Source organism: Actinomycetota bacterium (assembly GCA_019347575.1).
GTDB lineage: Bacteria > Actinomycetota > Nitriliruptoria > Nitriliruptorales > Nitriliruptoraceae > JAHWKY01.
In genome coordinates, this window is the sequence record JAHWKY010000001.1 from 170769 (window position 1) to 196565 (window position 25797).

Here is a 25797-nt window from a genome sequence, read left to right on the forward strand (position 1 = left end):
CCATCGCCGAGCACGCCCACGGCCTCCGGTACCCTGTCCGTCCCGCGCGACCTCGACGTCCCGACGCCCCGTCCGCTCACGTGCGCGCCCCGTGGAGGACCCATGACCTACCAGGCCTCACCCCCCAGGCCGGCAACGCCGGCCCCTCCCCCCTCCCGGGGGGAGGCATGACACCACTCACCGATCTCGCCACGGAACCCCTCACCCGTCTGGGGTCGGCGCGTGACGCCTTCTGCTCGACACCGACCGACGTCCGCTTCGAGGGCACCGTCGAGCTGACGGGCATGACGCCGGTGATGGCGCGGGCCACCATCTCGGTCGAGACCGAGCGTGCGTTCCACGTGGTCGACGTCACCGACGAGGCACGGGCACTGGTGGCCGACTCGGGCATCGAGCACGGCACGCTCGTGGTGTACACGCCCCACACGACCTGCGCGGTCGCGATCAACGAGCGCGAGACGTGCTTCCTTGAGGACTTCCGCATCTTCATGGAGCGGCTGGCGCCGCCGGATGCGTACTACCGCCACGACGACTTCGCCATCCGCACCGAGAACCTGCTCGATCCTGACACCGAGCCCGTCAACGGCCACGCTCACATCAAGGCGATGCTCATCGGGGCGTCGTCCGAGCACGTACCGGTGATCGACGGAGGGCTGGTCCTCGGGACCTGGCAGCGCATCATGTTCATCGAGCTCGACCAGGCGCGCCCCCGACGGTTGCTGTTGCAGGTACAGGGCTGGTGCTGACGGCGTCGCGCCCCGCTCCGTGGAGACCTGGCCTCACTGGTGAGCACAACTCTCCACGAAGGGGGTCGTCGGTCCGCCGTGGGGCGTGGGGTTGCCGGCGGAGGCGGCGTCAGCGGTGCCGCTCGGTCGAGGTGAGCCACAGCCGCGCGAAGCCATCGAGCTTCTCGAGCGCCTCGGGTAGGTCGGTCCGGCCGAAGCCGAGGCGGAAGTGGTTGCCGGGGTGGTCGAACAGCTCGCCGGGGAGCAACAGCACGCCGGTCTCCCTGATGAGCTCCTCGATGAACCGGTGGATGGGCACCGAGTAGTGCAGCCGCGGGAACGCCGTCGTTCCGGCGCGGGGACGGATCCACTCGAACACGTCGGGCCAGGCAGCGAAGAACTCGTCGAGCAGCTCGAGGTTGGTCCCGATGATCCGGTGGGAGCGTCCGAGGAGGTGCTCGCGGGCGCGCAGGGCGCCGATCGCCAGGATCTCGCTCGGGGCGCTCGAGCAGATGGTCGTGTAGTCCTTGAACCCGGCGGCACGGTCGAGCACGTCGCGGTCGGGCGATGCCATCCACCCGATCCTCAGCCCCGCGAGCCCGAACGCCTTGGACATCACCCCGATACTGATGGCGCGGTCGTAGAGGTCCGCCGCGGCGGGCAGCTCGCTCGCCGGGTCGTGCGCCAAGAAGCGGTAGACCTCGTCCGAGATCAGGTACGCGTGCGTCCTGCGCGCGACGTCGATGAGGCGGTGGAAGGTCTCGACGTCAGGATGCGAGCCGGTCGGGCTGTGCGGGTAGTTGAGGATGATGAGGCGCGTCCGGGGACTCACCGCGGACTCGAGCATCTCCGGCGAGAGCTCCCAGCCGCGGTCGTGCTCCAGACGGACGAACGACAGGTCCGCGCCGACGCTGCGGGGCACCTCGTACAGGGACTGGTAGACGGGGGCCATCGCGACCACGTGGTCACCGGGGCCGACGAGCACAGTCCCGAGTGCGAGGATCGCCTCCTGCGCACCGGCGAACGTCAGTACCGAGTCAGCGGGGAGGGTGTCGTAGAGGCCCGCGATGGCCTCCCGCAGCAAGGGATGGCCGGCGCTCTGCGTGTAACCCAGGGTGAGCTGCTGCCACAGCGTGCGTGTCTCGTCGTCGAGGAGCTCGAGCAGCTCGCGCTGGAGGACGCCCTCGACATCGGAGGCACACAGGACGTGGTCGACGGCGAACTCCCAGCGAGCGAAGAACCTCTCGAGCTGGAACGGCGGCAGTGGCAACCGGTGCCTCCCGGGTGCGGGTGGGTGCGGTCCGGAGAGGCTAGGGCCATCAGACCGCGGGGCGGCGGTCGCTGGCCGGCGCCCCGTGAGCGGAGACCGTCCATCGGCCCGCACGCCGCCCCGCGGAGGGTTAGCCTCGCGGTGCTGACCGGGGGCCCGACTCGGTGCCCCTGACCGATCACGAAAGGGGAGCCGTTGGAACCCAGACAGGTAGTGGAGGCCTTCCTCGGCGCGTTCAACCGCCACGACGCGGTGGCGTGCGCCGCACTCTGCGCCGACGACGTGCACTTCGTCGCCGCAGGTGGCCGTGAGGAGATCGACGGTCGGATGGTGCTCCTGACCGATCTCGCCCTGTCGTTCGAGCGGTGGGCGAAGTGGACGCTCACGCCCAGCCGCTGGACGTGCGACGGCGACCAGGTCGTCGTCGAGGTCCACAACTACGCCATCTGCGACGAGACCGGCAAGACGCGCGAGGCCGAGGACTGCATGGTCTTCGTCGTGCGCAACGGCCGGATCGTTGAGCTCGACTTCTACTTCGACTCGGCCGCGACCCGCGATGCCAACACCCGCGACGCGATGCTCGAGCTCGCCGCGACCCCGGAGCCAGAACCCCAACTCGCCAGCGCCTGACCTGACCTTGGCGACGCCGCATCCGCGCCGTCGCTAGGTGGTCCATGCGTCGCCCGCCGCCGAGAGCGTGGTCTCGGCGGCGGGATTCCCCTGGGGACCCGGACGTTGGGTGGTTGGCGCGGGATACCGCGTCAACGACACATCGCTGCGCCCCGCGGCCCCCCGTCGACTTGACGGCTCGCTGGTCGGTGGGCGACAGTACGCGCCCCGGTCGTGGGCGCCCAGCGCACGCCGCCGGAGCTCTCCGAAGGAGCGAACGACGTGCTCACCGTGACGCCGCGCACCACGGCCCTCTGCGGGTCGTCGCTGCGCGTCGTGGTCGACGTCGTCGTCCTCGTTACCTAGCGCGCGTCCGTACCTCGGGCGCGCGCGGACCTCCCAGCTCGGGAGGTCCGGGGCGTTCGGGGCGGAACGCGCTGACCGCACGAGAGGAGTCAGCATGCAGGTCACCGGGGCCCAAGCGGTCATGCGCGCGCTCGAGGAGCTCGGCGTCGAGGTCGTCTTCGGCTACCCGGGTGGGGCGATCCTCCCCGCCTACGACCCGCTCATCGACTCGCCGCTACGGCACATCCTCGTGCGCCACGAGCAGGGCGCGGTCCACATGGCCGAGGGCTACGCCCACGCCACGGGCAAGGTCGGCGTCTGCCTCGTCACCTCCGGGCCGGCGGCCACCAACATCGTCACCGGTCTGGCGGACGCGCACATGGATTCGATCCCGCTGCTCGCCATCACGGGACAGGTACCGACGTCAGCGGTCGGCTCCGACGCCTTCCAGGAGGCCGATGTGACCGGGATCACGATGCCGATCACCAAGCACAACGAGCTCGTGATCGAGGTCGAACGCGTCCCGGGCGCGATCAAGGAGGCCCACCACATCGCCTCGACGGGGCGGCCAGGCCCGGTGCTCGTGGACATCCCGAAGGACGTGCTCAACGCCACCCTCGAGTGGAACTGGCCCGAGTACATGGACCTGCCCGGCTACCGACCCACGATCCGAGGTCACGGCAAGATGGTCCGCGAGGCGGTCGAGCTGATCGGCCGGGCCCGACGCCCCGTCATCTACGCCGGAGGCGGGTTGGTCCGGGCCAACGCCGGCGCGGAGCTGCGCCAGCTCGCCGAGCTGCTCGAGGTGCCCGTCGTCACCACGCTGATGGCGCGCGGCGTGCTCCCCGACACCCACGAGCTGTGGGTGGGCATGCCCGGCATGCACGGCCACTGGGCCGCGGTCCGCGCCTTCCAGGAGGCCGACCTGCTCATCGCCATCGGCACCCGCTTCGACGATCGCGTCACCGGGAAGGTCGACGACTTCGCGCCCAACGCCCGCATCATCCACATCGACATCGACCCGGCCGAGATCGGCAAGAACCGCGTCGTCGACATCCCGATCGTCGGCGATGCCCGCGTCGTGACGGGACAGCTCGTCAAGAACGCCAGCGAGCGGGGCGCCGAGGTCAAGCCCGACACGACCGCGTGGCGTCAGACGGTGGCGACGTGGAAGCAGGAGCATCCGCTGCTCGTCGAGCAGCCCGACGAGGGTGTGCTCAAGCCCCAGACCGCCATCCGTGCCATCTACGACACCTGGGGGGACGACGCCATCTACGTCGCCGGAGTCGGCCAGCATCAGATGTGGGCCGCGCAGATCATCCCCTACAGCCGGGGTCGGCAGTGGATCAACTCCGGGGGTCTGGGGACCATGGGGTTCGCGGTCCCGGCCGCCATCGGGGCCAAGGTCGGTGACCCCGACCGCACGGTGGTGTGCATCGACGGCGACGGCTGCTTCCAGATGACGCTGCAGGAGCTGGCGACCGCGGTCCAGCACGATATCCCCGTCGTGTTCTGCGTCATCAACAACGGCTTCCTCGGCATGGTCCGCCAGTGGCAGGAGCTGTTCTACGACGAGCGCTACAGCGAGGTCGAGCTGCCGCAGGACCTTCCCGACCTCGTCAAGCTCGCCGACGCGTACAAGATCCCCGGGTTCCGCGTCAGCACCGTCGACGAGCTGCGCACCACGCTCGACAAGGCGGCCGAGATCACCGATCAGCCGGTGCTGATCGACCTCCGCGTGGACCCGACCGAGAAGGTCTTCCCGATGGTGCCTTCGGGGATGAGCAACGACGAGATCATCGAGTCGACCGAGGAGTGGTACGCGCGCAAGGCTGCGCTCGCCGAGGTCGCTTCCGAGCCGGAGACCGACTGACATGAGCAGCCACCGCCACACCCTCTCGGTCCTCGTCGAGAACCGCCCCGGCGTGCTCGCTCGCGTCGCGGGGATGTTCAGCCGACGGGGGTACAACATCCACTCGCTCGCCGTCGGACCCACCGAGGATCCACGCATCTCGCGCATGACGATCGTCGTGGGGACCGAGACCCCCCACCTCGAGCAGGTCATCAAGCAGCTCAACAAGCTCATCAACGTGCTGAAGATCCTCGAGCTCGATCCCGGTGCGTCGGTCGAGCGCGAGTTGCAGCTCGTCAAGGTCGCGGCTGACGCGACGACGCGGAGCCAGATCATCGAACTCGCCGATGTCTTCCGCGCCAAGATCGTCGACGTCGATCACGACTCGTTGACCATCGAGGCGTCGGGGGCGCCCGACAAGCTGGAAGCGATGGTGGACCTGCTCGCGCCGTACGGCATCCGTGAGCTCGTCCGCACCGGCACCGTCTCGCTCGCACGGGGCGGACGTTCCATCACCGACGGTTCGCGCGTGCGCATGCAGCGCGTCGTCTGACCCTCCACCGCGGAGAGCAAGGGAAGAAGCTGATGGCCACGATGTACTACGACGAGGACGCCGACCTGAGCCTCCTCGAGGGCAAGACGGTCGCGGTGCTCGGGTACGGCTCGCAGGGGCACGCCCACTCACGCAACCTCACCGATTCGGGGATCGACGTGGTCGTGGGGCTGCGCCCCGACTCGTCCTCGCGTAGCCGCGCCGAGGAGGCCGGTCTGCGCGTGCTCGACACCGCGGACGCCGCGGCTGCGGGACAGGTCATCATGATGACCCTGCCCGACACCGAGCAGAAGGCCATCTACGACGAGGCAGTCGCCCCGAACCTCGCGGACGGCGACATGCTCATGTTCGCCCACGGGTTCAACATCCACTTCGGCCAGATCACCCCACCGGACACGGTGGACGTGACGATGATCGCCCCGAAGTCACCCGGCCACCTCGTCCGGCGCACCTTCACCGACGGCAACGGCACCCCGGGCCTGATCGCCGTGCACCAGGACGCGACCGGCGCTGCCAAAGCGCTCGCGCTGGCGTACGCCAAGGGCATCGGCTGCACCCGCGCCGGCGTCATCGAGACGACCTTCGCCGAGGAGACCGAGACCGACCTGTTCGGCGAGCAGGCGGTGTTGTGCGGCGGGGCGACCGCGCTGATCCAGGCCGGGTTCGAGACCCTCACTGAGGCCGGCTACCAGCCCGAGGTCGCCTACTTCGAATGTCTGCACGAGCTCAAGCTCATCGTGGACCTGCTCTACGAGGGCGGCATGGAGCGGATGCGGTACTCCATCTCCGACACGGCGGAGTGGGGCGACTACGTCAGCGGGCCGCGCATCGTCAACGACGAGACCAAGCGCGAGATGAGGCAGATCCTCGCCGAGATCCAGGACGGCTCGTTCGCCAAGGACTGGATCGAGGAGAACCGCAACGACCGCCAACGCTTCACCCAGCTGCGCGAACGGGGCCTCCAACACCCCATCGAGCAGGTCGGCAGGGAGCTGCGCGCGATGATGAGCTGGCTCCCCAAGCCCACCGACTGACGCCCCGAAGGTTGAACCGCTGAACCTGGCTGACGGGTTCAACGGTTCGAGGAATCCGAGCAGGACGTGGACGTGCCCGCTGCCGCAGCGCCGCCGGAGCGGCTACTGCTGGGGCCGGGTCCCTCGCCGGTGCACCCGCGCGTGCTCGAGGCGCAGGCGCGCGGGGTCGTCGGCCACCTCGATCCGTGGTTCCTCGAACGCACTGACGAGATCGCGCAGATGTTGCGGTCGCTGTTCCGGACCGACCACCGTCTGACGTTCGCCGTCTCGGGGACGGGCAGCGCCGGGATGGAGGCATCGGTCGTCAACGTCGTCGAGCCGGGCGACACCGTCATCGTCGGGGTCAACGGCATCTTCGGCGGCCGTCTCGCGGACACCGCGCGTCGGGCCGGGGCCGAGGTCGTCGAGCTCACCGAGGAGTGGGGCCGGATCGTCCCACCCGAGCGCGTCGACGAGGCGCTGCAGGCTCACCCCGGCGCGAAGGCGGTCGTACTCGTGCTGGCCGAGACCTCGACGGGGGCGCACCAGCCGCTCGAGGACATCGGGGCGCTGGTCGCCGAGCGTGAGACGCTCCTCGTGGTCGACGCCGTCACCGCGCTGGGTGGAACACGGGTCGAGGTCGACGCGTGGCACCTCGACGTCGTCTACGCCGGCACCCAGAAGTGCCTGTCGGTGCCGCCCGGGCTCGCACCGATCACGTTCTCGCCGAAGGCGGAAGCGGTCATCGGGTCACGGAGCCAGCGGGTGCGGTCGTGGTACCTCGACGTGACCGCGATCCAGCGCTACTGGGGCGCCGAGCGCGCGTACCACCACACCGCGCCGATCTCGGCGCTCTTCGGACTTCACGAGGGCCTGCGCATGGTGCTCGAGGAGGGGCTGGAGGCACGGTGGGAACGCCACCGCGCTGTGGGGGAGCGGTTCCAGCAGGCCATCGTCGAGCGAGGCGGCACCCTGCTCGCGCAGGAGGGGCACCGGCTGCCGCAGCTCACGGCGTTCGCGTGGCCCGACGGCGTCGACGAGGCCACGCTGCGGCGGTCGCTGCTCACCGAGCACGGCATCGAGGTCGGCGGTGGGCTCGGGGCGTTCGCGGGGCGCGCGTGGCGGGTCGGGTTGATGGGCGAGGGGGCCCGAGACGAGCACGTGGACCGACTCGTGGGTGCCATCGATGGGTTGCTACCTCGCTGACGGCGGTCGCGATCGGAAGATCGAGCGAGGTACCGGCTCGACCCGTCAACCTCGGGTGGGAGCGATGTCGTACGCTGCGTGATCGTGGAGGCAACAAGGTCCGACCCTCTCGCCCGGCGCGCGATCTACGGGACGATCATCGCCGCCGTCCGGCTCGTGCTGTTCGGGCTACTGCGGTGGCGACTGGACGTCCGCGGGCTCGAGCACGTGCCACGGGCCGGCGGTGCCGTCCTCGCCTTCAACCACCACAGCTACGTCGACTTCCTCGTGACCTGCGTCCCGCTTTACCGCCACACCCGTCGCTACCCCGTCTTCCTCGCGAAGGCGGAGCTGTTCCGGCCTCGCGTCCGCGGCTGGATCTTCCGGGCGAGCGGCCAGGTCCCGGTCGAACGCGGCAGCGTCGAAGCCCGTGCCCGAGCGTTCACCACCGCCGTCGACCGGCTGCGCGAGGGTGCGCTGATCGCCATCGCCCCCGAACAGAGCATCTCGCAGTCGTTCGAGCTGCTGCCCTTCCGGACCGGAGCGGTGCGGATGGCGCAGGCCGCGCAGGTGCCCATCATCCCCGCGATCGCGTGGGGTGACCAGCGCTTCTTCACCAAGCGGCGCAAGCCCCACCTGGTCTGGCGCTTGCCGGTCACCGTCAGGTACGTCCCGCCGGTGCACGTCGCGCCGGACGAGGATCCCGTCGAGGCGACCGAGCGGCTGCAGACGATCATGGCCGAGATGCTCGACGACGCCATCCGCACCTACCCCGACGCGGCACGGCCGGGCGACGACTGGTGGCAGCCGGCCCGGTACGGGGGCAGCGCCCCGCTGCACGACGAGGTCGTACGTGCCCACCTCGCCCGGTGGCCGGAAGCGTTCGAGCCCGATCTGCCGCAAGAGGAGGGCGACGAACCGGTGATCGACGATCGGCCGGTCGATGAGCCGGCGGTCGACGAACCCCGGGTCCAAGACGAGCGGAAGCGAGCCGTCTGAACGCGCCCCGCCTCACCCCAGCATGGCTGCTGCTCGCGGCCGTGCTGGGCGCTGCGTGCGGTGGGGCGTGGGGCCACGTCGACGACGTCGAGGCGTGGGGCCGGGTGGCGCAGGTCGAGTTCGACGACGGCAGCGCGTGGGAACTGCGGCCGTACCGCTCGACGGGCGGGGCGCCGTGCATCGCCCTGGACCTGCCCGAGACCGACAGCAGCGTCTGCATGGAGCAGGGGTGGGCGGTCGAGACCACCGTCCTCGCCGAGGCGGGCCACACCGTCGTGGCCGGCATCACCCACCCCGACGCGGCGTACGCGGTCGTGCCGACCCTGGGCGGGGCGAGCACGGTCGAGGTCACCCCGTACGTGGACCTCGGGTTCGGCTACTTCCACCTCGTGGTCGATGCACGGATGCCTCTCGGTGGCTTCGGCGACGGCATCACGGTCTACAACCTCCACGAGGTCGAACTCGGCCACGAGGAGCGAGAGCCCGAGGACCACGACCACTCCTGATCCCCCCGCCCCGCCGTCCCCAGGCCCCCGCGCCCGCAAGCGGGGGCGGGCTGCTGGTGCCAGCCGACTTCGAAGCGGTTGGCTACGCCGCGAACCAGCTCGCGCGGATGGCGTCGCGCGGTGACATCGTGGAGCTACAGCCACGCGTCTACCTCCTGGCCGGCGTCCCGGACTCCCGCGAGCTGCGGATCACGGCAGCAGCGCTGGCCGCTGGCGAGCGGGCCGCCCTGTCCCACGCCACCGCAGCGGAACTGCACGAGCTCCGCCACGTGCCGCGAAGACTGATCGAGAACCGCATCGACCTCACGTACCCACGGGGGTACGAGCCCGCGGTCCGAGGCGTGACCCTGCACCGACCGTTGCGGCTCCCGCCCGAACACGTCACACGCCGAAGCGAGGTGAGACTGACGACCATCGAGCGCACGCTCGCGGACCTCAGCGGTCTCCTCGCGCCCCGCACGTACGAGCGGGTCGTGGACGCCACGCTCGCCGAGGAGCGAACGACGTGCGGGGCGACCTGGGAGGTCATCGGGGCCCTCGGCAGCTTCCCTGGAGTACAGCTCGCGCGTCGGACGCTCGAACGTTTCGATCCGCGCATGGTCGGGAGGCGCTCAGACCTCGAGCGGACGTTCTTCCGCGGCCTACGGGAGCACGGCGTCGACCTGCCGCAGGCCAACGTCGCCATCGTGGATGCCGACGGACGGCGGCGCTACCTCGACTTCGCGTACGTCCCCGAGCGACTGCCGATCGAGGTCGACTCGACCGCTACCACGCGCCCGTACTCGGGCGAGCAGCGGACGGGGCACGGCAGAACGCGATCGTGCTCACGGGTGAGTGGCTGACGCCGTTGCGCTTCGGTGAGTGCGACATCCGAGACGACATGGTCCGTGTCGCCCCACTCGTTGCGGCGCTGGCGGGAGCGAGGTCTTCTCTCCGGTTAGTCAGGCGGGGCGTGCGTCAGGCGGACCGTCGGGAGATGGCGTCGGCGATGGCGAGGGTGCGGCGGGCCTGCTCGACGTGGAGGTTCTCGATCATCCGTCCGTCCACGGTGACCACGCCCCGCCCCGCTGCCTCCGCTTCCTCGAACGCCGCGATGACCCGCTGCGCCTGGGACACCGCCTCCTCCGACGGCGCCCAGACCCGGTTGGCAGGTCCGAGCTGCTTGGGGTGGATCAGCGTCTTGCCGTCGAAGCCGAGCTGGCGGCCCTGCACGCACTCGGCCTCGAAGCCGTCCGTGTCCTCGAGGTCGTTGAACACGCCGTCGAGGATGGCCTTGCCGGCGAGCCGCGCCCCGAGCACGCACCGCGACAGGGCGCTGAGCAGCGGGGCGCGGCCCGGGACGAACTCCGCCCGCAGCTCCTTCACGAGGTCGTTGGTGCCCATCACGAGCACCGCGAGCCGCTCGTGCGCGGCGATGTCGGCGACGCTGGTGACCCCGGCGGGAGTCTCGATCATCGCCCAGATCGCCAGGGTGTCGGGCGCCCCGCCGGCCTCGAGTGCTCGGGCGACCACCTCGACGTCGCCCCGCGCCCCGACCTTGGGGACCACGATGGCGTCGGCTCCGGATCCGGAGATGGCCGCGACGTCGTCGGCGTGCCACCGCGTGCCGAGGCTGTTGGCGCGGATCGTGACCTCGCGGTCGCCGTACGCGCCCGACCTCGCGGCCGTGCACACCCGGTCCCGTGCCTCGTCCTTGGCATCCGGGGCGACCGCGTCCTCGAGATCGAGGATCAGCGCATCGGCGGGCAGCGTCTGCGCCTTCTCCAGCGCCCGTTCGTTCGCTCCCGGCATGTAGAGCACGGAACGGCGGGGCGTGTAGGCCTCATCCGCCACGGGCCCGGAACCAGCCGTGGACCCGGACTCAGCCACCGGCCCGGAGCCAGCCAGAGGCTCGGAACCAGCCTCGGATCCACTCACAGTCCGTACGCCTCCTTGAGCTCGGGATCGCGAGCGGCCAGCGCACCCGCGAGGTCGAGCACGACCTGGCACTGCTTGTAGGTCGCGTCGTCCTGCATCTTGCCGTCGATCATGACCGCTCCGGAGCCGTCGCCCATCTCATCGACGACCCGACGCGCCCACCTCACCTCGTCCGGCTCCGGTGTGAACACCCGCTTGGCGATGTCGATCTGCACCGGATGCAGGCTCCACGCCCCGACGCATCCCAGCAGGTAGGCGTTGCGGAACTGGTCCTCGCAGGCGACGGTGTCGCGGATGTCCCCGAACGGTCCGTAGTAGGGCAGGATCCCGGCGGTCACGCAGGCATCGACCATCCTCGCCACGGTGTAGTGCCACAGATCCTGCTGGGCGGTTCGGCGCGTGTTGGCGTCGATCACCGGGTTGCCCTCATCGTCTACCCCCGGATCCTCGCGCACCACGTAGCCGGGATGCCCGCCCCCGACCCGGGTCGTCTTCATGCGCCGGTTCGCGGCGAGGTCGGCGGGTCCCAGCGACAGCCCCTGCATGCGGGGCGAGGCGAGGCAGATCTGTTCGACGTTGGCGACTCCCCGCGCGGTCTCGAGGATCGCGTGCAGCAGCAGCGGTCGCGCCAACCCCGCGCGCGCTTCGAGCTGCGCGACCAAGCGATCGACGTAGTGGATGTCCTCGGGGCCCTCGACTTTGGGGATCATCAACACGTCGAGCCGGTCGCCCACCTCGGTCAGCAGGGTGGTGAGGTCGTCCAGGACCCAGGGCGAGTCGAGCGCGTTGACGCGGGCCCACAGCTGGGTGTCGCCGAAGTCGTTGTCGCGAGCGACCCCGACCAGGCCCTCCCGCGCGGCCTCCTTGTTCTCGACCTGGATCGCGTCCTCGAGGTTGCCCAGAAGGACGTCGACGGTCCCGATCATGTCGGGGACCTTGGCGACCATCTTGGGGTTGCTGGGGTCGAAGAAGTGGATCATCCGCGAGGGCAGGAACGGGATCTCGCGCACCGGGTCGGGGGCACCGATGGCGAGGGGCCGGAAGAAGTCCTTGGGGCTGCGCATGGCATCTCCAGCGCGGTCGGCAGGCGAGGCGTTCGGTCAGGTCCGGACTGCTGGCGCGAGGCTGTGGCGCACTACGGTAGTTGGCCCTCGGGGCCGCGCTCCAAGCCGGGGCCTGGCCCCTCGTCCGCGTGAAGAACCGAGCGTGTCAGCAGGAGGTCACCCATGCCCACGGCGGACTTCGGTCGCTACCTCGAGGACTTCGAGGTCGGGGACATCTACAAGCACTGGCCCGGCAAGACGATCACGCAGGCCGAGGACATCCTGTTCTGTTCGATCACCATGAACCAGCACCCGCTGCACAGCGACGACAACTACGCGCAGGCCGCATCTCCGACCGGCAAGGCGATGGTCGTCGGCAACCTCGTCTACTCGGTCGTGCTGGGTCAGTCGGTTCCCGACGTCAGCGGTCGCGCCATCGCCAACCTCGAGATCGAGAGCCTCAAGCACGCCAACCCCACGTTCCACGGCGACACCATCTACTCCGAGACCGAGGTGCTCGACAAGCGTGAGTCCAAGAGCAAGCCGGATCGCGGCATCGTCACCGTGCGGACCATCGGCTACAAGCAGGACGGGACCGTCGTGTGCGAGTTCACGCGCAAGGTGCTCGTGCCCAAGCGCGGACACGGGTTCGATGGCCATCCAGGCCGTCCCGAGCCCAAGGTGGAGGAGTAGGCTCACGCGACCTCGGCACCACGAACGTCACCGACTGCTCGTGTGGACGCCGAGGGAGGAGGATCGGTCGTGCTGCTCACCGATGTGATGACGAAGGACGTGCTCACCACGACCGCCGATGCGACTGTCGCCGGAGCCGCGAAGGCGATGACCGACCGCGGCATCGGCTCGGCGTGCGTGGTCGAGGACGGTCGACTGCTGGGCATCATCACGGAGCGCGACGTCCTGCGAGCGGCGGCGTCCGGCGAGGACCTGACCGCGGAGTCGGTCCGCGACTGGATGACGGCCGACCCGGTCACGATCGGCCCGGAGGAACTGCCGAGCGCGGTCGCCGGGATCCTGCAGGAGCGCGGCTTCCGTCACCTACCCGTGGTCGACGAGGACAGCTTGGTCGGGATCGTCTCGATGCGCGATGTCTGGCGCTTCTCGTTCCTGCCGTCCGAACCCGACGACATGACGCTGCGCGGCTGAGTCATCGGCAAGCTGCGGCTCGGCATCGACCTCGACGGCGTCGTCGCGGACTTCAACGCGGGTTGGATGCGGGCCTACAACGTCGAGTTCGGCACCGAGCTCACGAGCGACCTCGTGTCCTACTGGGACGCGCTCGCGGACCTGACCCACTTCGAGGACATCCGTGACTTCTGGGACTGGGCACGCGACCACGGCGGGCACTCGATCTTCCGCCACCTCGACTGCTACCCCGATGCGCTCCCGAGCCTCGCACGGCTGACGAAGGCCGGCCACGAGGTCGTGGTCATCACCGCGAAACCGCGCTGGGCCCTACACGACACCTACGCCTGGATCGCCGATCATCGGCTCCCGACCCGCGAGGTCCACGTGCGCCACGACAAGTTCCGTGTGGCGTGTGATGTCTACCTCGAGGATTCACCCCAGCAGCTGGCCGAGCTGCGCCAGCGCCGCCCCGACACCACCGTGTGCCGCATGGTCCGCCCGTGGAACCGCCCCGTCGACGGGGTCCGCGACGTCGCGGACTGGGCGGAGTTCGAGCGGCTCGTGGTGGAGCTCGCGGGCTGACGTCACACCCACCGCGTACCGTTCGGGGCGTCGGAGGTGTCGGCCATCCGAGGATCGACCCACCGGAGGGATCGACGTGGACACCAGCGATGTGGACACCAGGCTGTTCCGGCGGACGCGCGAGCAGCGCGAGGCCGAGGAGGACGAGCGTCTCGCCCCCTCCGCGACGCGCGCTCTCGGAAGCAAGGGTCGGGAGCGTCACGAACCCGAGGACCGGTTCCGTACCGCGTTCCAGCGTGACCGCGACCGCATCCTGCACAGCAAGGCGTTCCGGCGGCTCAAGCACAAGACCCAGGTGTTCATCAACCCCGAGGGCGACCACTTCGTCACCCGTCTGACCCACACGATGCAGGTCGCGCAGGTAGGGCGTGCCATCGCCAACGCGCTGGGACTCAACGAGCCGCTGACGGAGGCCATCTGTCTCGGACACGACCTGGGGCACTCACCCTTCGGTCACACCGGCGAGGTCGCGCTGTCTCCCTACATGGGCCCGGGCAAGGAGTGGCAGCACGCGATCCAGTCGGTGCGCATCGTGCGCGAACTCGAACCGCTCAACCTCACGTGGGAGGTACGTGACGGCATCCGAGCATCGTCGTGGAAGAACGACCCGCCGCCGGCTACGCCGGAGGGCCGGGTCTGCCGCTTCGCCGACCGCATCGCCTACCTCGCTCACGACGCCGAGGACGCGGCGCGAGCGGGGCTGCTCCGGGTGGAGGACCTGCCCGGTGACGTCGTCGCGGTGTTCGGCCCACCGAAGGCCTGGATCGACCGCATGGTGGTCGCGGTGGTCGAGGCGTCCGCCGCGGCCGGCGAGGTCACGATGGCACCGGACGACCTCGGGGCGATGCAGCGGCTGCGGGACTTCATGTTCGAGCGGATCTACCTGCGCCCCGAGGCCCGCGAGCAGCACGACAAGGCGATCAAGGTCATCCGCGACCTCGTGGACCACTTCGCCGCTCACGCCGAGGACGTCCCCGACACCTACCGGCTGGCTGACTCCTCCGAGGTGCAGGCGGCGGTCGACTACGTCGCGGGCATGAGCGACAGCTTCGCGATGCGCACCCACGACCGGCTGTTCCGCCCCCAGGGCCTGTACTGATCCTGTCTTTGGCGACGCCTCATCCGCGTCGTCGATGGAGACGTGGCGGATGGTCCGCCGCCGAGAGCGCGGTCTCGGCGGCTCGGTACGCATGGGGACCCGAAGTGCTCCGTGAAACAGGGGTGACCGGTGGTGACTGGTCACATCGGGCTACCGAGAACGGTCTCGTCGGGCGATACCGTCGTGCGACCGGCCGGAGGACGATGACATCGGCTCCTACAGAAGGATCGCCGATGGAGGGGATGACCGCGCAGGTGCTGGCCGCGATCGAGGCGGAGACCGAGCTCTCGCACGGGATCGTGGTGGGTGCGCACGCGTACCTGTTCGCCGAGCTCGGGGTGGAACCCACCCCCGCCGATGTGATCGGCTACCTGGTGCACGCTCGAGAGCAGATCGAGCAGGAGGGTGCGCTCGACGGTGAGTCCGTCCTCGATCAGGGCGGCGACGCCGGCTGACCTGCCGGCGGTCGCGGCCATCCTCGCGCACTACGTCCGCACCGCTCACGTCACGTTCGACACCGAGCCCCGGTCGGTCGCGGCCTGGGGCGAGTGGTACGACCAGCACGTCGTCGGAGGGCCCTACCACCTCCTCGTGGCCGATGTCGACGGGACCGTCCTGGGCTACGCCACCTCCGGGCCGCTGCGACCCAAGTCCGGCTACCGCTCTTCCGCAGAGGTGAGCGTGTACCTGCACCCCGACGCGATCGGGCGGGGCGCGGGGCGAGCGCTCTACGACGTGCTCCTGACCGTGCTGAGCGAGGACGGCTTCCACCGCGCCTACGCGGGGATCGCGCTGCCCAACGCCGCATCGATCGCGCTGCACGAGAGGGTCGGCTTCCACCACATCGGCACGTTCCACGAAGTGGGGTTCAAGCACGGCCGCTGGATCGACGTCGCCTGGTACGAACGCCCCCTCTGAGGCTCCGCGCCGGGAACGCCCGTATCCGGTGGTTCTCGCCGGCGAGGGTGGCTGGCCGGGCCGGCCTCGCCCCGGAAACCCCCGTATCCGGTGGTTGCGGTGGGTCCGGGCCGCCGGCCGTAGCATGGGGCATCCGTCCGGCCGCCGTCCCGAAGGTCCCGTCGTGAAGGTGCTCGTCGCCGACCCCCTCGCCGAGTCGGGGATCGCCGCGCTGGCTGAGGGCGGGCACGAGGTCGACGTGAAGACCGAGCTCAGCAAGGAGGAGCTGCTCGCCGTCGTCCCGGCGTACCACGCCATCGTGGTGCGGAGTCAGACGACGATCGACGCCGACGTGATCGCGGCCGCCGCCAACCTCGAGGTGGTCGCGCGGGCGGGCGTCGGACTCGACAACATCGACGTCGAGGCCGCCACGCGGGCGGGGGTGATCGTCTGCAACGCCCCGCAGTCCAACATCGTGTCCGCCGCCGAGCACACGGTCGGGATGATCCTCGCGATGGCTCGCAACATCCCGCAGGCCGACGCGGCGCTGCGTCGCGGCTCCTGGGAACGGTCGCGCTGGAGCGGCACGGAGCTGCACAGCAAGGTCCTCGGCGTGCTCGGCCTCGGACGCATCGGGGTGCTCGTCGCCCAGCGCTGCAACGCGTTCGGCATGAAGCTGAGGGCCTACGACCCGTTCGTGACCCCCGAACGCGCCGCGCGGATGGGCGTGGAGCTGGTCGACGACCTCGACGAGCTCCTGGCTCAGGCCGACATCGTGACCGTGCACCTGCCCAAGACCGCCGAGACCGTCGGCCTGATCGACGCGGAGCGACTGCGACGGATGAAGCCGACAGCGCGGCTCGTGAACGTCGCTCGGGGCGGCATCGTGGACGAGGCGGACCTCGCGGACGCGCTTCGGGAGGGGGTCATCGCCGGCGCTGCGCTCGACGTGTTCGCCTCCGAGCCGACCACCGACAGCCCGCTGTTCGAGCTGCCCAACGTCGTGGTCACCCCGCACCTCGGCGCCTCGACAGCCGAGGCACAGGACAAGGCTGGCACCCAGGTCGCCGACGCGGTCCTGCTGGCGCTCGCGGGCGAGTTCGTCCCCACCGCCGTGAACGTCCAGGGCGGCCAGGTCGACGACGTGGTTCGTCCGTTCCTTCCGCTGGGCGAGAAGCTGGGCCACCTCCTCACCGCCCTCGCAGAGGGCGGGTTCGGTGGCGAGATCACCATCGAGTTCGTCGGTGAACTCGCCACTTCCGACTGCCGGGTGCTGGGGTTGTCGGTCCTCAAGGGCATGCTCGCCCCGACGATCAGCGAGCCGGTCACCTTCGTCAACGCCCCGCTGCTCGCGGAGGACCGCGGCATCCGCCTCCGCGAGGTCAGCGAGACCCACAGCGAGGACTACGTCTCGCTGCTGCGCGTCTCGGGTGTCGGTCGCGATGGCTCGGTGATCCGGGTCGCGGCGACCATGCTGCAGCCGGCGGGGCGTGAGCGCATCGTCGAGGTGTGGGACACGCCGGTCGACGTCGAGCCGACCGCCCACATGGCGTTCTTCCGGTACGAGGACCGCCCCGGCATCATCGGGGCGATCGGGACCATCCTCGGCGAAGCAGGGGTGAACATCGCCAGCGCCCAGGTGGGCCGGGCCGAGGTCGGCGGCGAGGCCATCATGGCGTTGTCGCTCGACGACGCCGTACCGCGCGACGTGCTCACCGACATCATCGAGCGCATCGGGGCGACCGAGGGTCGCGCCATCGCCCTGCGATGAAACACATCCCCGAGAGGAGATCGGGCATGCGGCGACGCGTCTGGCTGACCGTCCTCGGCATCGTCCTCGCGCTCGTCGCGTCCGGGTGTGGGGGCGACGACGACCCTGTCATCGAGGCGCCCGCCACGGACGCGGCGGCAGCGGCTCACGGTGCGCGAGCCGCGACCGACGGTCCGAACGATGGCATGACGCACAGCATCATGGGCATGGACGCGATGGGCTCCACCCCTGTGGGGGAGCCCGCGGAGCCCTCGGAGGCGGAGCGGACGATCGAGGTCACCGTCGACAACTCGTTCGCGTTCATGCCAGACGCGTTCGAGGTTTCGGCCGGTGAGGTCGTCACGTTCGAGATCGCCAACACCGGGGACATCGAGCACGAGTTCGTCATCGGTGACGAGCAGATGCAGGCAGCGATGGCCGACGAGATGGCGTCCGGTGACGGCCACGCCCACGCTGGTGCGATGAGCAACGCCGTCACGATCCACGCCGGCGAGACCGCGACGCTGACCTGGCGGTTCACCGAGCCAGGCGAGGTCCTGGTCGGTTGTCACGAGCCCGGCCACTACGAGGGCGGGATGCGCGCGACCATCACAGTCTCCTAGTTCACGGGCCGCGCCTCACTGGGGCTGGTACATCGCAACGCTGGAGGGTGCGATGTACCAGCAGCGATGGGCTAGACAGTAGGCACTGGGCCCGACGGGCCGCGCATCCTCATGTCGCGTCCTCGGGGAGCAGGGTGAACGTGCCTCCGTCGAGCGGCTCGACCGCGCGGAAGCAGCGGTGGTCGAAGGTGGCGATCGTCCGCGTCCGGTGTCGGTGGGCCACTACCACGATGGCGGCATCCGAGAGTCCCATATCCAGGTCCGCGTAGCGGCGGTCGACCGTCGCCGCCGCGGCGTCCTCGGCGGCGGACAGGCAGGCCACCTCCAGCGCGCCTCGTCCGAGGTCCTCGACGAACGCGAGCCGCGCCCCACGGCCGGCCCGACGCCCGATGAGGTAGTCGGCCTCGGCGGTCACCGGTGCGGGTACGACGAGCCGGCCGCGGTGGGTGCGGAGCGTGGCCGCAGCCACCTCGTGGAGCGGATCGCGTCAAGGGACGCCTGGCTGGGACCGGTGGTCGCCCCGCCACGCCCCGCCTTCCAGCACCTGGCGCAGCGTCTCGACCGCGTCCCACACGTCGACGTACCGCGTGGTGAGCGGGGCGAACCCGAACCGCAGCAGGTCGGGTGGGCGGAAGTCGCCGATCACGCCCCGCCCGATCAGGGCACGCATGACCGGGTAGCCGCCGTCGTGCCGCAGCGACACGTGCGCCCCGCGGGCCTCGGGGTCGCGGGGCGTGACGACCGCTGCCCCGAGCGGGGCGAGGTGGTCGTCGGCCAGCTCGATGAAGCGTCCGGTCAGCGCGCGCGCCTTGTGGTGCACCGCGTCGAGCGGGACGCCCTCCCACACCTCCAACGCAGCCTCCAGCGCGAGCGTCGACAGGATCGGCGGCGTCCCGGCCAGGAAACGCTGCGCCGTCCCGGCGGCCGCGTACCGGTCGTCGAACGCGAACGGCTCTGCGTGGCCGAACCAGCCCGCGATAGGCGAGAGCGCACCCGCATCGAGCAGTCGCCGTGACACGTACAGGTACGCGGGGCTCCCGGGACCACCGTTGAGGTACTTGTAGGTGCAACCGACGGCGAGGTCCGCGCGCCAGGAGTGCAGGTCGACGGGGGCTGCGCCGGTCGAGTGAGACAGGTCCCAGACCAGCAACGCACCCGAGCGTTCGGCCGTGGCGGTGAGCGCCGCCGCGTCGTGGCGGTACCCGGAGCGGTAGTCCACGTGGCTGGCGACGACCGCGGCGACGTCGTCGTCGATGGCCGCGCCGAGGTCGGCCCGTGTGACGTTGCGCACCTGGAGCCCGAGCAGGTCCGCGACGCCGTCGACGACGTAACGGTCGGTGGGGAAATCGTCCTCAACGGTGACGATCGCGGGTCGGTCGGGGCGCAGTCGCGCCGCCGCCACGACCAGCTTGAACAGGTCGACCGTCGTGCTGTCGCACACGGCCACCTCGTCCGCATCCGCGCCGATGAGCGGCGCGATCCGAGCGGCGACCCGCTGTGGCGCCCCGACCCAGTCGGCGTCGTTCCAGCTGCGGATGAGCCCCCGGCCCCACTCGTCGCGGATCGTCCGGCTCAGCCGCTGCACGACCAGGGAGGGCAGTGCCCCGAGGGAGTTCCCGTCCAGGTAGACGATGTCGGGCGGGAGGAGGAATCGCTCACGGACGGGGCGCAGCGGATCGTCCCGATCGAGCGTCTCGAACGCGGCACGGTCCACCGGGCAGCTCCTGTCGAGGGCGGTGTAGGCGAGGGAGCGGCGGGGCGCAACGATCCCGGATGCAGGCAGGAGGACGGACCTCATCGAAGGGGGCCTGGGCGAACCTACGTGAGGGGAACCTCCATGCACGGGGGGACCCGGGCAGGAAGTCAACGCCCGCCTGTCGAATCCGCGTCGGTGAACAAAGGTGGCAGCACTCGACAACGTGTACGAGTTCACGATGGAGGTGCCCGAAGAACTCGACGGGGTCGAGGTCACCGACCTGACCTTCGAACACGCCTTCCGCGGCGTCCACGTCGTCACGAACGGTTGGGTCAACGGCAACGACGGCTCGTTCTTCGACCTGCCCTACTACCAAGAGGTCGACGCCACAGCTTGATCGGACAGCACGGATCTAGACACGAGACCGTTCACTTCAGGGACTCGGCCTCGTACACGCGTCATCGCGATCATGACCGTTGCCGTCACCGTCGCTCGACGGTCTCCGGCGGAGAACCGGCGCCGTACTGACCATCCGGCGACGGTGACCCGTCCTCGACGACGGCGGCTCTCTGACTGCACGTGGTCCGAGACCGGCGTGCCGTCCCATCGGACCCGGCGACCATGAGTCCGGTCCGCTACGGTTCGTCACGCGACGGGTCCCAGGGTCGTCACCGCCCCGCCCGTTCCACGCCCGCCACCTCATCGGTGGCAGCGACGACCGGTCTCGCGGTCACCGTGGCGACCCCACGGGCACGTCGAGCACCTGCGTCGCGATGCCCTACGCGGCACAGGGAGCCGCAGCAGGGAGCCGTCCACGGCACCCACGGAGGACCTCGTGGTGGCCTGACGAGAGGAGCTTGTCCGTGGTCGACATCCACGACGCAGCCTCGCTGCTGCCCCCCGAGGATCCCGTCCACCTGCTCGACCCGGACGGCACGTTCCACGAGCACGGCGACTACCCGCTGGATCTGAAGGACCAGGACTTCCTCGACCTGCACCGCTACATGGTCGTGACCCGCAAGGTCGACCGCGAGGCCATCAACCTGCAGCGTCAGGGCCAGCTCGGGGTGTACGCGTCGTGCCTCGGTCAGGAAGCGGCACAGGTCGGCGGGGCGTACGCGCTCGGCGAGAACGATTGGGTCTTCCCCAGCTACCGCGAGATGGGCGCCGCCGTCGTACGCCACGTCGACACCGCCGCGCTGCTGCACCTCTACCGCGGCACGTGGCTGAGCGACCACGACCCCTACGAGCACAACTTCGCGCTGATGGCGATCCCGATCGGGACCCAGGCGCTGCACGCCGCCGGGTTCGCGATGGGCGCCCGGTTCGATGACAACCCCATCGTCGTGATGGGCTACTTCGGCGACGGGGCCACCTCCGAGGGCGACCCCCACGAGGCGATGAACTTCGCGGCCGTGTTCCAGGCGCCGTGCGTGTTCTTCGTGCAGAACAACCAGTACGCCATCTCGGTGCCACTGGAGCGCCAGACCGCCGCCCCGACCCTCGCCCACAAGGCCGTGGGGTACGGCATGCCAGGCTTGCGTTGCGACGGCAACGACGTCCTCGCGACGTACGCGGTCACCAAGCGCGCGGTCGAACGGGCACGACAGGGCGATGGACCAGCCATGATCGAGGCGCTCACCTACCGCATGGAGGCGCACACCACCTCCGACGACCCGACCCGCTACCGCACCGAGGACGAGCTGGAGTACGCCCGCACCTTCGACCCGATCGTGCGGATGGAGGCGTTCCTCAAGCAGCGCGACCTGTGGAGCGAGGAGTTCAAGGCCGAGGTCGACGAGCTCGCGCAGTCGGAGGCGCAGAGGATGCGCGACGGCATCTACGACGCGCCTCACGGCGATCCGCTGGAGCTGTTCGATCACGTCTACGTCGATCCGCCGCGCGATTACGCGGCGCAACGCGCGTTCCTGCGTGCCGAGCTCGACGCCGCTGGGGGTGACGCCTGATGGCGGTGACGATGGCGCAGGCGCTGAACAAGGCGCTGCACGACGCGATGGAGGACGACGATCGCATCCTCGTGTTCGGCGAGGACGTCGGCAAGCTCGGTGGCGTGTTCCGCATCACCGACGCGCTGCAGAACAAGTACGGCGAGGAGCGCGTCTTCGACACGCCGCTCGCGGAGTCGGCGATCATCGGGACCGCGATCGGGCTGGCGATGTACGGCTACCGCCCGGTCCCCGAGATCCAGTTCGACGGCTTCAGCTACCCCGCGTTCGAGCAGATCGTCAGCCACCTCGCCAAGCTCCGCAACCGCTCGCGCGGAACGCTCAAGCTGCCGGTCACGGTCCGGATCCCGTTCGGGGGAGGCATCGGGGCGGTCGAGCACCACTCCGAGTCGCCCGAGACCTACTGGGTCCACACCGCGGGCCTGAAGGTCGTCGCTCCGGGCAACCCCGGCGATGCCTACTCGATGATGCGCGAGGCCATCGCCTCCGACGACCCCGTCATCTTCCTCGAGCCCAAGCGGCGCTACTGGATGAAGGAGGAGGTGGAGCTGCCGGTCGAGCGCGCCCCGATGGACCGCGCCGTCATCGCCCACGAGGGCACCGACGTGACCGTCGTGGCGTACGGGCCGATGGTGAAGACCGCGCTCGAGGCCGCCGAGGCAGCGGCGGACGAGGACTGGTCGCTCGAGGTCGTCGACATGCGCTCGCTGAGTCCGATGGACACCGTCACGATCGTCGAGAGCGTGAAGAAGACGGGGCGCTGCATCGTCGTGCACGAGGCGGGGCGCACCCTCGGGGTCGGCGCCGAGGTCGCGGCGCGGGTGCAGGAGCAGGCCTTCTACCACCTCGAGGCACCCATCTTCCGCGCCACCGGGTTCGATACGCCCTACCCGCCCGCGAAGCTCGAGGAGTACTGGCTGCCGAACGCCGACCGCATCCTCGACTTCGTCGAGAAGAGCTTCGAGTACTGATCGCTTACCCCGCCCGCGAGGGTGGACGAGGAGGACCACCGTGGCCCAGGTCCGCGACTTCCTGCTGCCCGATCTCGGTGAGGGCCTCGAGGAGGGCGAGATCCTCGAGTGGCTCGTCGAGGTCGGCGAGACCATCGAGCTGAACCAGAACCTCGCCGTCATCGAGACCGCCAAGGCCGCCGTCGAGGTGCCCTCGCCGTTCGCAGGGAAGGTCGTCGAGCGTTTGGGGGAGCCCGGTGACACGCTGCAGGTCGGCGAGCCGATGGTGCGCATCGAGGTCACCGACGTCGCCGGCGACGTGGACCTCGCTGATGTGGCGGCGGCGCCGGCCGAGGGTCTGGCGTCGGCCGAGGCCGCCGCGGTCGACGGGGGAGGGACGGGTGACGAGGCGCCGGGTGGTGTCCACGGCGAGGTCGTTGACCGGTCCATCCTCGACGCCGACGAGGAGCCCCAGCCGCTGGTCGGCTACGGGCAGGGCAAGGGTGGCGCCACGCGTCGCCGTCGGCGGGGTGGCAAGCAGGGCGCCGGCGGCAACGGCCAGGCCTCGGACCAGGTCTCCCGTCAGACGCAGCTCGAGATCCCCGAGGGGAAGCCGCTGGCGAAGCCGCCCGTGCGCAAGCTCGCCAAGGACCTCGGCGTCGACCTCTACGACGTGTTCCCGGGGTCGGGACCGGACGGGATCATCACGCGCGACGACGTGCACGCCGCTGCCTCCGCAGGTCCCGCCGCCCGGGAGGAAGCTCGTCCGGCCGAGGCCCGACCAGCCGCTCCCGCCGCTCCTGCCGCCCCGACCCCCGTGTTCCACGGGACCGCCGGCGAGAAGCCTGTGCCCGGCTTCCGCGGCCGCCAGCCGGGAGAGGTCGAGCCGATCCGCGGCATCCGCAAGCGCATCGTCGAGAAGATGGAGCTGTCCCGCCGCGACATCCCTGAGGCGACGACCTCACGCACCGCCGACGTGACGCGGCTGTGGGAGCTGCGCAAGGAGCTGACCGAGCAGGCCCGCGACGAGGGCTTCGACGTCAAGATCACCCCGTTCGCGCTCGTGATGCGCGCCGCGATCCTCGCGCTGCGTCGCTTCCCGACGTTGAACGCTCGCATCGACCGCGAGGCGGGCGAGATCGCCCTGCTCGAGCACATCAACCTCGGGGTCGCGGTCGACACCGACGCGGGGCTACTGGTCCCCAACGTCAAGGACGCGCACACCAAGTCGACGCTGCAGCTCGCGCTCGAGCTACACGAACTCGCGGCCACCGCGCGTGCGGGCAAGCTCACCCCGGCTCAGCTCACCGGTGGCACGTTCACGGTGAACAACTACGGCGCGTTCGGCAACGACTTCGGCGACCCCATCATCAACCACCCGGAGGCGGGGATCCTGGGGGTCGGGGCGATGCGCGAGCGTCCGTGGGTCGTCGACGGTGAACTGGCGGTCCGGCGCGTGTGCACGTTCACGCTCGCGTTCGACCACCGCGTCTGCGACGGCGGTGAGGCGGGGCGGTTCGTCACCTACGTCGGTGACCTGTGCGAGAACCCCTCCCGCCTGCTGCTGCACACGTAGGCGGCCACCTCACCGGACCCGGAAGGATCACCCGTGGCTCACGATGTGGTCGTCGTCGGCGGCGGACCCGGCGGGTACGCGGTCGCGTTCCGCGCCGCCGCCCGCGGGCTCGACGTCGCGCTGATCGAATCCGCCAAGGTCGGCGGCACCTGCCTGCACCGCGGGTGCATCCCCTCCAAGGCGATCCTGCACGTCGCGGAGGTCATGGACGAGGTCAACCGCGCCGCGACGCTCGGACTCGACCTGACCTTCAACGGCCTGAACGGCGAGGCGCTCGACCGCTTCCGCGGCGACGTCGTGTCCCAGATGCACCGCGGGCTGGAGGCCCTGGTGAAGCAGCGCTGCTCGGCTCTCCACGAGGGCCGGGGGCGGCTGGTCTCCGCGGGGGTCGTCGAGGTGACCGCGTCCGACGGGTCGGTCAGCCAGGTCGAGGGGCGCAACGTGGTGCTCGCCACCGGTTCGGTGCCGCGCTCGTTGCCGGGGATCGACATCGACGGCGAGGTCGTGCTGACCTCCGACCAGGCGCTGTGGTTCCTCGAGGCGCCCCAGCGCGCGGTGATCGTCGGGGCCGGGGCGATCGGGATGGAGTTCGCCTCGATGTGGCACCCCTTCGGTGCCGAGGTGACGGTCGTCGAGGCGCTCGACCGGGCGCTACCGCTCGAGGACGTCGACTCCTCCAAGGCGGTGCAGCGCGCGTTCAAGAAGAAGGGCATCGAGGTCCTGACCTCGGCGATGGTCGACAAGGTCGCGGTGGGTCAGACCGCGAGCGGGGCCGAGGCGACCGTCGAGGTGTCACTCGACGGCGGCTCACGCTCGATCGAGGCCGACGTCGTCCTCGTCGCCATCGGGCGCGCCCCGAACACCGCCGACACCGGGGCGGCCGAGCTCGGCATCCTCGACGACCGCGGCTTCGCCGTCACCGACGAGTACGGGCGTACCTCCGTCGACGGCGTCTGGGCCGTCGGCGACGTGCTGCCGACGCTGGCGCTGGCCCACGCGGCGTTCAGCGAGGGCTTCGTCGTCGCCGACGTCATCGCCGGCGAGCGGATCCAGCCGGTCGACTACGACCTGGTCCCGCGCGTCACCTACTGCCACCCCGAGGTCGCCTCGGTCGGGCTGACCGAGGAGGCAGCGCGGGAGCGGTTCGGGGACGAGGTCGAGACCACGACCTACAACCTCCGCGCCAACGCGCGCGCGATGATCGCCGGGGTCGACGGCCACGTGAAGCTCGTGACCCGGCGGGGCGGCGAGACCCTCGGGGTGCACATCGTCGGGCCCCACGCCACCGACCTCATCGCCGAGGCGACGATGGCGACGTACTGGGAGGCACTCCCGGCCGAGGTCGCCGCCATCACCCACGCCCACCCCACCCTCTACGAGGCCATCGGCGAGGCCTTCCTGGCCGCGAGCGGCACCCCCTTCCACGGCCATTGATGCCTGCTCGACCGATCGCGCGGTTCCGTCTCCCCGCGCGCCCGGAGAAGGTTGAATGCT

Annotated in this window: 27 protein-coding genes; 22 read left to right on the forward strand and 5 right to left on the reverse strand. The window is 70.3% G+C overall.

The features are described 5' to 3' along the window. The first annotated feature begins 167 nt into the window (after positions 1 to 167). Positions 168 to 746, forward strand: a complete 579-nt coding sequence (locus KY469_00730; GenBank protein ID MBW3661596.1) for a secondary thiamine-phosphate synthase enzyme YjbQ — start codon at positions 168 to 170, stop codon at positions 744 to 746. Between the two features lie 109 nt (positions 747 to 855). Here KY469_00730 and KY469_00735 read toward each other — a convergent pair whose 3' ends face one another. Continuing rightward, the gene (locus tag KY469_00735) at positions 856 to 1995 is read right to left on the reverse strand and encodes an aminotransferase class I/II-fold pyridoxal phosphate-dependent enzyme (protein ID MBW3661597.1); all 1140 of its coding nucleotides are present in this window, start codon (positions 1993 to 1995) and stop codon (positions 856 to 858) included. 195 nt (positions 1996 to 2190) lie between these two features. On the opposite strand from KY469_00735, the gene KY469_00740 reads away from it, so the two are divergent. From KY469_00740 to KY469_00775, 8 genes are all read left to right on the forward strand, one after another. Then, positions 2191 to 2625, forward strand: coding sequence for a nuclear transport factor 2 family protein (locus KY469_00740; GenBank protein ID MBW3661598.1), 435 nt, complete (start codon positions 2191 to 2193; stop codon positions 2623 to 2625). Between the two features lie 439 nt (positions 2626 to 3064). Continuing rightward, positions 3065 to 4822: an acetolactate synthase large subunit gene (locus tag KY469_00745; protein ID MBW3661599.1), complete on the forward strand. Its 1758-nt coding sequence runs from the start codon at positions 3065 to 3067 to the stop codon at positions 4820 to 4822. 1 nt (position 4823) lies between these two features. Next, positions 4824 to 5354, forward strand: coding sequence for an acetolactate synthase small subunit (gene ilvN, locus KY469_00750; protein MBW3661600.1), 531 nt, complete (start codon positions 4824 to 4826; stop codon positions 5352 to 5354). A 32-nt stretch (positions 5355 to 5386) separates the two neighbouring features. Then, positions 5387 to 6388 (forward strand): ketol-acid reductoisomerase, encoded by a 1002-nt coding sequence (gene ilvC, locus KY469_00755; GenBank protein MBW3661601.1) that lies wholly within the window; start codon positions 5387 to 5389, stop codon positions 6386 to 6388. A gap of 66 nt (positions 6389 to 6454) precedes the next feature. Beyond that, a complete protein-coding gene (locus KY469_00760; protein ID MBW3661602.1) occupies positions 6455 to 7573 on the forward strand; it encodes an alanine--glyoxylate aminotransferase family protein in 1119 nt (372 codons plus the stop codon). Between the two features lie 84 nt (positions 7574 to 7657). Beyond that, positions 7658 to 8551 carry a 1-acyl-sn-glycerol-3-phosphate acyltransferase gene (locus KY469_00765; protein MBW3661603.1) on the forward strand — a complete coding sequence of 298 codons (894 nt, stop codon included), beginning with the start codon at positions 7658 to 7660 and terminating at the stop codon, positions 8549 to 8551. Between the two features lie 41 nt (positions 8552 to 8592). Further along, entirely contained in the window at positions 8593 to 9057 is a 465-nt protein-coding gene (locus KY469_00770) for a hypothetical protein (GenBank protein ID MBW3661604.1), read from the forward strand. 56 nt (positions 9058 to 9113) lie between these two features. Continuing rightward, positions 9114 to 9899, forward strand: coding sequence for a hypothetical protein (locus KY469_00775; protein ID MBW3661605.1), 786 nt, complete (start codon positions 9114 to 9116; stop codon positions 9897 to 9899). 115 nt (positions 9900 to 10014) lie between these two features. Here KY469_00775 and KY469_00780 read toward each other — a convergent pair whose 3' ends face one another. Beyond that, on the reverse strand, positions 10015 to 10890 hold the full coding sequence (locus KY469_00780; GenBank protein MBW3661606.1) for a CoA ester lyase: 876 nt from the start codon (positions 10888 to 10890) through the stop codon (positions 10015 to 10017). 80 nt (positions 10891 to 10970) lie between these two features. Continuing rightward, on the reverse strand, positions 10971 to 12038 hold the full coding sequence (locus KY469_00785; protein MBW3661607.1) for a CoA ester lyase: 1068 nt from the start codon (positions 12036 to 12038) through the stop codon (positions 10971 to 10973). A 162-nt stretch (positions 12039 to 12200) separates the two neighbouring features. On the opposite strand from KY469_00785, the gene KY469_00790 reads away from it, so the two are divergent. From KY469_00790 to KY469_00825, 8 genes are all read left to right on the forward strand, one after another. Next, a complete protein-coding gene (locus tag KY469_00790; protein MBW3661608.1) occupies positions 12201 to 12710 on the forward strand; it encodes a MaoC family dehydratase in 510 nt (169 codons plus the stop codon). 69 nt (positions 12711 to 12779) lie between these two features. After that, the gene (locus KY469_00795) at positions 12780 to 13181 is read left to right on the forward strand and encodes a CBS domain-containing protein (protein MBW3661609.1); all 402 of its coding nucleotides are present in this window, start codon (positions 12780 to 12782) and stop codon (positions 13179 to 13181) included. A 3-nt stretch (positions 13182 to 13184) separates the two neighbouring features. After that, entirely contained in the window at positions 13185 to 13745 is a 561-nt protein-coding gene (locus KY469_00800; protein MBW3661610.1) for a hypothetical protein, read from the forward strand. A 103-nt stretch (positions 13746 to 13848) separates the two neighbouring features. After that, positions 13849 to 14844: an HD domain-containing protein gene (locus KY469_00805; GenBank protein ID MBW3661611.1), complete on the forward strand. Its 996-nt coding sequence runs from the start codon at positions 13849 to 13851 to the stop codon at positions 14842 to 14844. A gap of 233 nt (positions 14845 to 15077) precedes the next feature. Then, on the forward strand, positions 15078 to 15299 hold the full coding sequence (locus KY469_00810) for a hypothetical protein (GenBank protein ID MBW3661612.1): 222 nt from the start codon (positions 15078 to 15080) through the stop codon (positions 15297 to 15299). After that, positions 15277 to 15762 (forward strand): GNAT family N-acetyltransferase, encoded by a 486-nt coding sequence (locus tag KY469_00815; protein MBW3661613.1) that lies wholly within the window; start codon positions 15277 to 15279, stop codon positions 15760 to 15762. The genes KY469_00810 and KY469_00815 overlap by 23 nt, the downstream gene beginning before the upstream one ends. A 124-nt stretch (positions 15763 to 15886) precedes the next feature. Next, positions 15887 to 17512, forward strand: a complete 1626-nt coding sequence (gene serA / locus KY469_00820) for a phosphoglycerate dehydrogenase (protein MBW3661614.1) — start codon at positions 15887 to 15889, stop codon at positions 17510 to 17512. Positions 17513 to 17538: 26 nt separating this feature from the next. Further along, positions 17539 to 18114, forward strand: coding sequence for a cupredoxin domain-containing protein (locus tag KY469_00825; protein ID MBW3661615.1), 576 nt, complete (start codon positions 17539 to 17541; stop codon positions 18112 to 18114). A 109-nt stretch (positions 18115 to 18223) separates the two neighbouring features. Here the strand turns inward: KY469_00825 and KY469_00830 are convergent, their stop codons facing one another. Beyond that, entirely contained in the window at positions 18224 to 18583 is a 360-nt protein-coding gene (locus KY469_00830; protein ID MBW3661616.1) for a PIN domain-containing protein, read from the reverse strand. Positions 18584 to 18601: 18 nt separating this feature from the next. Further along, positions 18602 to 19912, reverse strand: coding sequence for a kynureninase (gene kynU, locus KY469_00835; protein ID MBW3661617.1), 1311 nt, complete (start codon positions 19910 to 19912; stop codon positions 18602 to 18604). 103 nt (positions 19913 to 20015) lie between these two features. On the opposite strand from kynU, the gene KY469_00840 reads away from it, so the two are divergent. The 5 genes from KY469_00840 to lpdA all read left to right on the forward strand — a co-directional run bounded on the left by KY469_00840 (position 20016) and on the right by lpdA (position 25737). Continuing rightward, complete coding sequence (locus tag KY469_00840) at positions 20016 to 20207, forward strand: hypothetical protein (protein MBW3661618.1); 192 nt, start codon at positions 20016 to 20018, stop codon at positions 20205 to 20207. Positions 20208 to 20583: 376 nt separating this feature from the next. Continuing rightward, positions 20584 to 21777: a pyruvate dehydrogenase (acetyl-transferring) E1 component subunit alpha gene (pdhA, locus tag KY469_00845; GenBank protein ID MBW3661619.1), complete on the forward strand. Its 1194-nt coding sequence runs from the start codon at positions 20584 to 20586 to the stop codon at positions 21775 to 21777. Continuing rightward, on the forward strand, positions 21777 to 22748 hold the full coding sequence (locus KY469_00850) for an alpha-ketoacid dehydrogenase subunit beta (GenBank protein MBW3661620.1): 972 nt from the start codon (positions 21777 to 21779) through the stop codon (positions 22746 to 22748). The genes pdhA and KY469_00850 overlap by 1 nt, the downstream gene beginning before the upstream one ends. 40 nt (positions 22749 to 22788) lie before the next feature. Continuing rightward, on the forward strand, positions 22789 to 24303 hold the full coding sequence (locus tag KY469_00855; GenBank protein MBW3661621.1) for a 2-oxo acid dehydrogenase subunit E2: 1515 nt from the start codon (positions 22789 to 22791) through the stop codon (positions 24301 to 24303). A gap of 33 nt (positions 24304 to 24336) precedes the next feature. After that, on the forward strand, positions 24337 to 25737 hold the full coding sequence (gene lpdA, locus KY469_00860) for a dihydrolipoyl dehydrogenase (protein MBW3661622.1): 1401 nt from the start codon (positions 24337 to 24339) through the stop codon (positions 25735 to 25737). Positions 25738 to 25797 lie beyond the last annotated feature (60 nt).